General features: G+C 37.6%; 11 protein-coding genes. All 11 read left to right on the forward strand.

The genetic code is table 11. The annotated features are described in order from the left end of the window. The 11 genes from AC1DIT_RS15055 (at position 1) to fsa (ending at position 9,685) form a co-directional block, all read left to right on the forward strand. A complete protein-coding gene (locus AC1DIT_RS15055) occupies positions 1-423 on the forward strand; it encodes a universal stress protein (RefSeq protein ID WP_016113111.1) in 423 nt (140 codons plus the stop codon). Positions 424-568: 145 nt separating this feature from the next. After that, complete coding sequence (locus AC1DIT_RS15060) at positions 569-676, forward strand: DUF4027 family protein (protein ID WP_016113112.1); 108 nt, start codon at positions 569-571, stop codon at positions 674-676. A gap of 432 nt (positions 677-1,108) precedes the next feature. After that, positions 1,109-1,567, forward strand: a complete 459-nt coding sequence (locus AC1DIT_RS15065) for a MarR family winged helix-turn-helix transcriptional regulator (protein WP_016113113.1) — start codon at positions 1,109-1,111, stop codon at positions 1,565-1,567. A 19-nt stretch (positions 1,568-1,586) separates the two neighbouring features. Further along, positions 1,587-3,206 carry an MDR family MFS transporter gene (locus AC1DIT_RS15070; protein WP_016113114.1) on the forward strand — a complete coding sequence of 540 codons (1,620 nt, stop codon included), beginning with the start codon at positions 1,587-1,589 and terminating at the stop codon, positions 3,204-3,206. A gap of 142 nt (positions 3,207-3,348) precedes the next feature. Next, positions 3,349-4,320 carry a LacI family DNA-binding transcriptional regulator gene (locus AC1DIT_RS15075; RefSeq protein WP_016113115.1) on the forward strand — a complete coding sequence of 324 codons (972 nt, stop codon included), beginning with the start codon at positions 3,349-3,351 and terminating at the stop codon, positions 4,318-4,320. A gap of 13 nt (positions 4,321-4,333) precedes the next feature. Beyond that, a complete protein-coding gene (gene rbsK / locus AC1DIT_RS15080; RefSeq protein ID WP_016113116.1) occupies positions 4,334-5,230 on the forward strand; it encodes a ribokinase in 897 nt (298 codons plus the stop codon). Beyond that, positions 5,227-5,622 carry a D-ribose pyranase gene (rbsD, locus tag AC1DIT_RS15085; RefSeq protein WP_016113117.1) on the forward strand — a complete coding sequence of 132 codons (396 nt, stop codon included), beginning with the start codon at positions 5,227-5,229 and terminating at the stop codon, positions 5,620-5,622. The genes rbsK and rbsD overlap by 4 nt, the downstream gene beginning before the upstream one ends. An 18-nt stretch (positions 5,623-5,640) precedes the next feature. Beyond that, entirely contained in the window at positions 5,641-7,125 is a 1,485-nt protein-coding gene (locus AC1DIT_RS15090) for a sugar ABC transporter ATP-binding protein (protein ID WP_016113118.1), read from the forward strand. A gap of 3 nt (positions 7,126-7,128) precedes the next feature. Beyond that, positions 7,129-8,064 carry an ABC transporter permease subunit gene (locus AC1DIT_RS15095; RefSeq protein WP_016113119.1) on the forward strand — a complete coding sequence of 312 codons (936 nt, stop codon included), beginning with the start codon at positions 7,129-7,131 and terminating at the stop codon, positions 8,062-8,064. A gap of 14 nt (positions 8,065-8,078) precedes the next feature. Next, a complete protein-coding gene (gene rbsB, locus AC1DIT_RS15100; RefSeq protein WP_016113120.1) occupies positions 8,079-9,002 on the forward strand; it encodes a ribose ABC transporter substrate-binding protein RbsB in 924 nt (307 codons plus the stop codon). Between the two features lie 35 nt (positions 9,003-9,037). After that, positions 9,038-9,685, forward strand: a complete 648-nt coding sequence (gene fsa / locus AC1DIT_RS15105; RefSeq protein WP_016113121.1) for a fructose-6-phosphate aldolase — start codon at positions 9,038-9,040, stop codon at positions 9,683-9,685. Positions 9,686-10,043: the final 358 nt, after the last annotated feature.

Genomic DNA, 10,043 nt, shown 5'->3' on the forward strand with positions numbered 1-10,043 from the left:
ATGTACAAGCAAATTATACTAGCATGTGATGGGTCAGAACATGCAATACGTGCAGCAAAACATACCGCATATATTGCTAAATTTAGTAAGGAAGTAAACGTTGAAGTTGTATATGTTGTAGACAATAGAACGGCAAAATCAGATATTATACACGGACAAACAGATATAGAGACAATCTCAGCTAGTCGAAAAGATAGATTAAAAGAAATTGAAGCTTTATTACAGCAAGAAGAGGTCTCCTATAAGATTACGATTTTGCATGGTGATCCAGGAAATACACTTGTGCAATATGTAAATACAGGAGACATTGATCTTGTTATAGTGGGGAGCAGAGGATTAAATACATTGCAAGAAATGGTGCTTGGAAGTGTAAGTCATAAAATAGCAAAACGAGTGAAATGTCCGGTGATGATCGTAAAGTAACAGACAGCAGAAATGCTGTCTGTTTTTTTGATGAGGAAGGAACCTTACATTATTGTAAGACAGTTGTTAGGAAAATCGATGTTATAGAATTTCTTCCATTGATACAATAAAATCATCAAAGGGAATGAATGGGAGGAAGAAAGAAATGAAAGGATTTCAAAACTTATCATATAGTCAGAGCGTAAGTTTGATTTGTTTAGGTGGATTTGCTAGTTCGGTGCTGTTGGCTGTTGCTGTGAAAATGTTTCAGTAGATGTTTTAATAAAGGTAATGTTGTAAATAGAAGGGAAATGATTGTTATAGTTGGCAAGACAATATCACTAGACATAAATAAAAAATAGCTCTTAGCATATATCTGAATGCTAGGAGCTATTTTATTTCTTTACTTCAGTTTTTGTTCCCACTAAGTAAAATTTTATTTTATCTTTATAGAAGTTTTATTGAAAACATTTTATATCATGGAAAATAAAAAAGACCATGAAATACAGAAAGGCACTCTTTCTATGTTCCATAGCCGTATACGCTAACTCTCCGTGACATTCACTATTAATGTCGTCATAAATTATACAACTTTATGATAAAAATGTAAACGTTTTCGTGAAATATAATTGTTGACGGAATTAATTATAGGGTTTAATATTTAAATACGTTAAATATTTCATTGTTTAAATAAGAGGTGGATAACATGCCAAATGATATGACTCACATTGATAGAATTCAGGCTTTAACATTCTCTATAGGAAAGAAAATGCAAACGGAGCTACTAGAACAAATGCAAGCATCAGGACTTACACCACCGCAGTTTTATATTTTAAAAATTTTAGACCATTACGGTGCATCAAGAGCAACAAAATTGGCAAAGAAAATGTATGTGAAACCAAGTGCAATTACAGTGATGATTGATCGGTTAATCGATCAAGAGTTGGTACTGCGCTACCATGACAAAGAGGATCGCCGTGTTGTTGTAATTGAGCTGACGAAGAAGGGGAAAGATGTAGTAAACGAGGCAATGTCTGCTCGTAATGAGCATATTGCAAAATATTTCTCACAGTTAGAATTACAAGAGAGAGAAGATTTATTACGTTTATTTGAAAAGTTAGAAGCAATTATTTGCGGGGAATCTGAGAAAAAAGAGACAAACTAAATAGAATTGAGGAGATTACATGGAACAACAAGAAAATCAGAATAGAAAGCTGTTGTTAATCGGTTTAGTAATCGCGATGTTATTTGCTGCATTAGACGGAACAATTGTCGGTACAGCAATGCCTCGTATTGTTGGAGAACTAGGCGGATTAAGCTTAATGACATGGTTAACAACAGCATATATGCTAACCTCAACGACAGTTGTACCAATTGCAGGTAAGTTAGCGGATTTATTAGGACGTCGTAACGTATATATTACAGGGTTAATCATTTTTATGGTTGGTTCAGCACTTTGCGGTATGGCGAACGGTATGACTGAGTTAATTATTTTCCGTGGTATTCAAGGTCTTGGTGGCGGTATTATGATGCCAATGGCGATGATTATTATCGGGGATATGTTTACAGGTAAAGAACGTGCGAAATGGCAAGGGATCTTTGGAGCGTTATATGGTCTTGCTTCCGTAATTGGACCGCAAGTGGGCGGTTGGATTGTGGATGCTGTCAACTGGAGATGGGTATTCTATATCAACTTACCAGTCGGTATTTTGGCGACAATCTTTATTGCAATGGGATTAAAAGGACATAAACAAACAGGTCCAATTAAAATTGATCTTGCTGGTATTTTCACGATGATTCTCGGTGTTGTGAGTTTATTACTTGCATTAACGTTTGGCGGGAAAGACTATGCTTGGGATTCTTGGCAAATCATTGGATTATTTGCACTTGCTATCATTGGTATAGTAAGCTTCATCATTGTTGAAACAAAGGCGGAAGAACCAATTTTACCAATGCATTTCTTTAAAAACCGTACATTTACATTATTAAATGCAATCGGCTTTTTTATGAGTATTGGAATGTTTGGGGCAATTATGTTCGTACCATTCTTTATGCAAGGAATTGTTGGGGTAAGTGCGGCTGAATCTGGAACAATTATGACACCAATGATGATTACGATGATTGTGATGAGTATTATTGGTGGTCAGCTTGTATTAAAGGTTGGTGTGAAACCACAAATTATTACAGGTATGCTCATTATGGCCGGTGGATTTTGGCTACTAACGACAATGGATATGCATACAAGTAAGCTTCTCGCAACTTCTTATATGATGGTTATCGGTTTAGGAATGGGTCTTGTTATGCCAACTTTAACATTAGCATTGCAAGAAAGCTTCCCGAAAAAAGACCTTGGCGTTGTTACATCATCTAGTCAATTCTTCCGTCAAATCGGTGGTACATTTGGGATTACGATTTTAGGTTCTATTATGAATAATACTTCAGGTACAACATTAACAAACAAATTAGTACCTGTATTGGATACGTTCCCACAAGAAGCGGGACAAATGGTAACGAAGTTTAAAGATATGATTCATACGGACCCACAAGGTTTATATTCTATGCTCTTTAGTCCAGAAGCATTAAAACAAATGCCAGAAGCATTCTCTAACAGCATCGTACCAATTTTGAAAAATTCTTTAGTGGATTCACTTCATACTGTATTCTTAACAGGATTAGTGTTTATTGTAGTAGGTGCTGTATTTACGATTTTCTTACAGAAGATTAAACTGTCTGATCGTAAAAAAGGTGCAGAAGAGCCTGCTGTAGCAGAAGAGGAAAAGGATACAAACGTATCGTACTCATAATAAAAAAGCATCGCTATATAGCGATGCTTTTTTATTATGAGTATAACATGTAAGCTTTTTTAGTTAGAAATGATTGACGTATTTTTGTAAATGAGTTATATTATTTTCTGTAAACGGTTACATGAAATGGAGAGGGAAGAGAATGAGTACGATTAAAGATGTTGCGAAATTAGCGGGAGTATCTGTTGCGACCGTTTCCAGGGTGTTAAATAAGAACGGATATGTTCACGAAGATACATTAAAAAAAGTGGAACGAGCAATTGAACTGTTGGATTATAAGCCTAGTACAGTAGCACGTTCTTTATATAATAAAAAATCTCGCTTAATTGGTTTGGTTGTTCCAAATATCGTGAATCCATTCTTTCCAGAAGTTGCACGTGCCGTAGAGGATGTAGCACATAAGCAAGGATACACAGTTGTACTTTGTAATTCTGATGAAAGTTTAGAGAAAGAGAAACAATATATTGATGTGCTCAGACAAAATAATGTTGATGGGTTTATTGTGGCTACGAACCCACAAAATAGTATGAATTACATGAACTTGTCTGTGCCAGTTGTGGCAATTGACCGCATGTTTAATGAACGTATTCCGACGGTATATGCAGATAACTATGCGGGAAGTCAAGAAGCAACAAAGTTACTGTTAGAAAAAGGGTGTCAACATATTGCGCATATTCGTGGACCGCGCGATGTGAGTACAGCAAATGAGCGTTTTGAAGGTTTTATAGATGTTATTACGCAATATGGGCTTTCTTATATGATTGCAGAAAGTACGTTTGATCCAGCAGATAGCGAACGTGTGGCAATGGAATTGTTAGAAGAGTATCCGCATATCGATGGCATTGTAGCTGGAAATGATTTGATTGCCATTGGGGTAGTGAAAGCGGCATTACAAAAAGGAATTTCCATTCCAGATGATTTACAAATTATTGGATTTGATGGTATTTCTTTAACAGAAATGATGTATCCATCTCTTACAACAGTTGCACAACCTATTTATGAAATGGGACGAATTGCAACAGAATTATTGCTAGAGCAAATGGAAGGAAATCAATTAGAAACCGAACATTATCGTTTACCGATTGAAATTATAGAACGAAATACAACGAAGTAAGGAGATGAGATATATGCCAAACATTGCAGTAGTCGGCAGTATTTCAATGGATTTAGTCGCTGTTTCAAAAAAGCGACCAAAAGCAGGAGAAACAGTGATTGGAGAAGCGTTTCATACAGTGCCTGGAGGCAAAGGAGCAAACCAAGCTGTTGCCGCAGCTAGATTAGGTGCAAATGTGGCAATGGTAGGTGCTGTAGGAAATGATGATTATGGTAAGCTAGTTAGAAAAAATTTAGAGAATGAACGTATTTTTATCGACTGTGTGGTACCGGTTACAGATGGAACGACAGGAATTGCTCATATTGTTTTAGCGGAAGAAGACAACAGTATTGTCGTTGTACAAGGAGCAAATCGTCTTGTGAATGAACAAATTGTTGATCGTGCGAAAGATCTTCTTGTAAAAGCTGATATGGTTGTCCTTCAGCTTGAAATTCCGCTAGAAACAGTGGAATACGTTCTTGATATTTGTGAAGAACACAAAATTCCGGTTATGTTAAATCCAGCTCCGGCACAAGTATTGCCAGTAGATATTTTAGAAAAGGCGACGTATATTACACCGAATGAACATGAATGCCGCATTGTATTAGATGATTTTACGTCACCAATTGAAGAGTTACTTGCGAAATATCCAAATAAATTACTGATGACAGAAGGTGGGAAAGGTGTTCGTTTCCATAATGGTACAGAGATTGTTCATGTACCAAGTATTGATGTTGAAGTAGTGGATACAACAGGAGCAGGTGATACTTTTAACGGTGCATTAGCGGTTGCGCTTTCCGAAGGTGAGACATTACAAAAAGCAATCCGCTTTGCAAACATTGCCGGCGGTCTTTCTGTAACAAAGCTAGGGGCACAAGGTGGTATGCCAACAAGAGAAAAGGTAAGAGAAGTGCAGGTGATTGTTGGATGAAGAAGCATGGTGTATTAAATAGTGAAATTGCTGCGGTACTTGCTTCCCTTGGACATACGGATACAATTGTGATTGCTGATTGTGGTTTACCTATTCCAGATGGTGTAAAGCGAATTGATTTAGCGGTAGAACTTGGAAAACCATCGTTTCTAGAGGTATTACAAGTTGTGATAGACGACATGGCAGTTGAAAAACTAACATTAGCAGGAGAGATTACGATCAATAATGCAGAAGTAAACAGAGAAGTCGAAGCACGTTTAAAAGAAGCTGCTTTTGAATATGTATCACATGAACAGTTTAAAGAACGTACAAAACAAGCCAAGGTAGTTATTCGTACGGGAGAAGCAACGCCATATGCGAATGTTATTTTACATGCAGGCGTGATTTTTTAATAAAGGGATGTGATGAGAATGCGTATTGAAATGCAAAATATTTCAAAAGCGTTCAATGGTAATCCTGTTTTGAAAAACGCACAGTTTAGTATTGAAACAGGAGAAGTCCATGCACTGATGGGGGAAAATGGAGCGGGAAAATCAACGCTCATGAAAATTTTAACGGGTGTATATACGAAAGATAGTGGTCAAGTCACGATTGATGGGCAAGACCGGACATTTAAAAACGCAAAAGAAGCTGAGGAATACGGAATTGCTTTTATTCATCAAGAGCTGAACATATTACCGAACTTAACAGTTGCTGAAAATATGTTTCTTGGGAAAGAGTTGATGTACGGCAAAACAGGCATTTTACGTACACGGCAAATGAATGGGTTAGCGCAGCAACAATTAGCAAGTCTTGGGCTTCACGTAAAAGGGGCTATGCTTGCTGGGGAATTATCAGTTGGACAGCAGCAAATTATTGAAATTGGTAAGGCCTTAATGACAAATGCGAGCGTTATTATTATGGACGAGCCGACAGCAGCCTTAACGGACCGCGAAATTGAAACACTTTTTACGGTTATTAATAAATTACGTAAAGAAGGCGTATCGTTCGTCTACATTTCACATCGCATGGAAGAAATCTTTTCTATTTGTGATGCTATTACGATTTTACGTGATGGGGAATATGTTGGAACGAGGTTAATTCCAGAAACATCATTTGATGAAGTAGTGAGTATGATGGTTGGTCGCAGCATCGGTGAGCGCTATCCGGAGCGCGATGCGAAGATCGGTGAAGTTATTTTTGAAATGCGTAACGGAACGAAAAAAGGAAAGTTTAAAAATATTTCGTTTCAAGTGAGAAAAGGTGAAATTCTCGGTGTCGCTGGATTAATGGGAGCTGGCCGTACTGATATTATGAAGGCGATATTTGGACATGAACCGTTAGATTCGGGCCAAATATTTATGAATGGGCAAGAAGTGAAAATTGATAGCCCAATTGATGCAATACGGCAACGAATTGCCTTTATTACAGAAGATCGAAAATCAGAAGGGCTTGTCTTAGATTTTTCTATTCGTGAAAATTTAGCATTGCCAAATCTAGAGAGTCTCTCAAAAGGTAGTGTGATGGATAAAGGAGTAGAAGCACAGTTCACAGAGGATATGATGAAGCTTCTCAATGTAAAAGCGGCAAATGGTGAACAAGCCGTCAAATCACTTTCTGGTGGAAATCAACAAAAGATTGTTATTGCAAAATGGCTAGGAATCCATCCGCAGCTGTTAATTTTAGATGAACCAACACGGGGTGTTGATGTTGGAGCAAAAAAAGAAATTTACTCTATTATGAACAAGCTTACAAAGCAGGGGGATGCAGTTATTATGGTTTCATCCGAACTTCCAGAAGTTTTAGGAATGAGCGATCGTGTCCTTGTTATTCATGAAGGAAAAGTAGGCGGTATTTTAGAGAAAGATAAAGCAACACAGGAGTCCATTATGGCATTAGCTACAGGGGGAGAGTAAGTTATGGCTAAAAAGGGGAATATATTGCAGCAGCTAGGTTCTTTAATTGGATTGGTACTGATTATTGTAGTTATTACAGCATTAAATCCAGCATTTATTGAAATACCAAATTTATTTAATATTTTACGCCAAGTATCTATTAATGCACTCATTGCATTTGGAATGACCTTCGTTATTTTAACTGGGGGTATTGACTTATCGGTAGGTTCTATCTTAGCATTATCAAGTGCACTTGTTGCTGGAATGATGGCAAGTGGTGTGGATCCGTTCCTTGCAATGGCGGTTGGATTATTGGCTGGTCTTGTAATGGGAATTATAAACGGTGTCATCATTGCGAAGGGAAAAGTGGCACCATTTATTGCGACATTAGCAACAATGACCATTTTTCGTGGGCTGACGCTTGTTTATATGGACGGACGTCCGATCACTGGCCTTGGTGATCACTTAATGTTTCAAATGTTCGGTCGTGGTTACTTCCTTGGTATTCCTGTACCGGCTGTAACGATGATGATGGCTTTTGCTGCATTGTACTTTATTTTAAAGAAAACGACGTTTGGTCGTCGGACCTTTGCAATTGGTGGAAATGAAGAAGCAGCGGCATTATCAGGTATTAATGTAACAAGAATAAAAGTAATGATTTATGGTCTTTCCGGAATTTTGGCAGCGCTTGCAGGTATCGTGTTAACATCACGTTTAGATTCTGCCCAGCCAACTGCTGGTTCTGCTTATGAATTAGATGCAATTGCTGCAGTTGTATTAGGAGGAACAAGTCTTTCTGGTGGAAGAGGTTGGATTGTCGGCACATTCATTGGTGTACTGATTATCGGTGTACTAAATAACGGTCTAAATTTATTAGGCGTATCTTCTTTCTTCCAACAAGTTGTAAAAGGACTTGTGATCTTACTTGCTGTATTAATTGATCGTCGAAAAGAAGCATAATGGAGGGACAATTCATGAAAAAATGGTTACTTGTACTCGTTGCACTCATAGTGATAATCACTGCTGGTTGTTCAATGGAACCACCAGAATGGGCAAAGGATTCTAGCGATAAAGGTCGAAGTAAAACTATTAAAGTTGGATTTTCTGTCTCCACTTTAAACAATCCATTTTTCGTCACGTTGAAAAAAGGGGCAGAAAAGAAGGCGAAAGATAGTGGCATTGAGTTAATTGCTGTTGATGCACAAAATGATGCAGCGAAGCAAACGAATGATGTTGAAGACTTAATTCAAAAAGGCGTTGATGTAGTTGTCATTAACCCAACAGATTCAGATGCAGTTGCTTCAGCAGTAAGTGCAGCTAATGCAGCAAATATCCCTGTTATTACAGTAGACCGCGTTGCAAACTCAGGAAAAGTTGTTTCACACATTGCGTCAAATAATGTAGAAGGCGGAAGTATGGCCGGTGACTACATTCGTGAACTTGTTGGTGAAGGTGCAAATGTTGCTGAGTTAGAAGGGATTCCTGGATCATCCGCTGCTCGCGAGCGTGGGAAAGGATTCCATAAAGTTGCCGATAAGGGGCTAAAAGTTGTTGCGAAGCAAGCCGCAGACTTCGATCGTGCCAAAGGATTATCAGTTATGGAAAATATTTTACAAGCAAATAGCGATATAAAAGCAGTATTTGCTCATAACGATGAAATGGCATTAGGGGCACTTGAAGCATTAAAATCTGCTGGGAAAACAGATGTGGTTGTTGTTGGATTTGATGCCACAGATGATGCTGTGAAAGCGGTTAATGACGGACGTATGACAGCAACTGTTGCGCAAAAACCAGAATTAATCGGAGAGAAAGCGATGGAAACAGCAAGACAAGTGAACCAAGGTAAAAAAGTGGAAAAATTCATTCCGATTGAATTAGAGCTTATTAAGAAAAAATAAAATATAAACTTACATTTAGGAAGGAAGAAAAACAAATGAAATTTTTTATTGATACAGCAAACATTGATGAAATTAAAGAGGCAAATGATTTAGGCGTATTAGCAGGTGTAACAACAAATCCATCACTTGTAGCAAAAGAAGGCGTAGATTTCCATGAACGTATTCGTGAAATTTGCAGCGTTGTAGAAGGACCTGTAAGTGCAGAAGTAATTAGTTTAGAAGCAGATAAAATGATTGAAGAAGGAAAAGAATTAGCAAAAATTGCTCCAAACGTTGTTGTAAAAGTACCAATGACAAAAGAGGGCTTAAAAGCAGTAAAAGCATTCTCTGATTTAGGAATTCGTACAAACGTTACGTTAGTATTCTCTGCGGTACAAGCATTGCTTGCAGCACGTGCTGGCGCAACGTACGTATCTCCATTCTTAGGTCGTTTAGATGATATCGGTCATAATGGTTTGGACTTAATTCGCCAAATCGCTGATATCTTTGTAATTCATGACATTAAAACAGAAATTATTGCAGCATCTGTACGCCATAGCGTTCACGTAACAGACGCAGCGTTAAACGGTGCACACATCGCAACAATTCCGGCAAATGTAATTGGAGCATTAGTGAAACATCCGTTAACAGATCAAGGAATTGAGAAGTTCTTAGCTGATTGGGAGAAAACACAAGGGAAATAAAGTAAAACTTCCATCTGTGAAGGATTGGTCTCCGTTTATGAGGGGGAAACAAAAACTACCAAGGTTAGCATTACGTTAACCTTGGTAGTTTTTTTGTTTGTAAAATAATGAATAAAAGAATTTTCATGCAATTGTGCATATTGTCTTTTGAATTTTCTATCTAAGTTATTTAATATATAATAAATAACTCTTTTTTGTGAGTTTTTTCGACACGAGGTAAGTAGTCAACACAGGGTCTGACCAGAGAACTGGAGGGCATGATTCTATAAGGGGATAATCACTATTCCATGATTATAGAACTATGTCTTTTTTATGTATATAGAAGGGGGGATAGATCTATATTATAGAACTTATATAT

It is taken from the genome of Bacillus sp. 05T22, assembly GCF_056396765.1.

What these genes read in the sequence shown, in the direction of transcription:
- AC1DIT_RS15055 (WP_016113111.1), top strand. Translation starts at nt 1, where the DNA reads ATGTACAAGCAAATTATACTAGCATGTGATGGGTCAGAACATGCAATA.
- AC1DIT_RS15060 (WP_016113112.1), top strand. Translation starts at nt 569, where the DNA reads ATGAAAGGATTTCAAAACTTATCATATAGTCAGAGCGTAAGTTTGATT.
- AC1DIT_RS15065 (WP_016113113.1), top strand. Translation starts at nt 1,109, where the DNA reads ATGCCAAATGATATGACTCACATTGATAGAATTCAGGCTTTAACATTC.
- AC1DIT_RS15070 (WP_016113114.1), top strand. Translation starts at nt 1,587, where the DNA reads ATGGAACAACAAGAAAATCAGAATAGAAAGCTGTTGTTAATCGGTTTA.
- AC1DIT_RS15075 (WP_016113115.1), top strand. Translation starts at nt 3,349, where the DNA reads ATGAGTACGATTAAAGATGTTGCGAAATTAGCGGGAGTATCTGTTGCG.
- rbsK (WP_016113116.1), top strand. Translation starts at nt 4,334, where the DNA reads ATGCCAAACATTGCAGTAGTCGGCAGTATTTCAATGGATTTAGTCGCT.
- rbsD (WP_016113117.1), top strand. Translation starts at nt 5,227, where the DNA reads ATGAAGAAGCATGGTGTATTAAATAGTGAAATTGCTGCGGTACTTGCT.
- AC1DIT_RS15090 (WP_016113118.1), top strand. Translation starts at nt 5,641, where the DNA reads ATGCGTATTGAAATGCAAAATATTTCAAAAGCGTTCAATGGTAATCCT.
- AC1DIT_RS15095 (WP_016113119.1), top strand. Translation starts at nt 7,129, where the DNA reads ATGGCTAAAAAGGGGAATATATTGCAGCAGCTAGGTTCTTTAATTGGA.
- rbsB (WP_016113120.1), top strand. Translation starts at nt 8,079, where the DNA reads ATGAAAAAATGGTTACTTGTACTCGTTGCACTCATAGTGATAATCACT.
- fsa (WP_016113121.1), top strand. Translation starts at nt 9,038, where the DNA reads ATGAAATTTTTTATTGATACAGCAAACATTGATGAAATTAAAGAGGCA.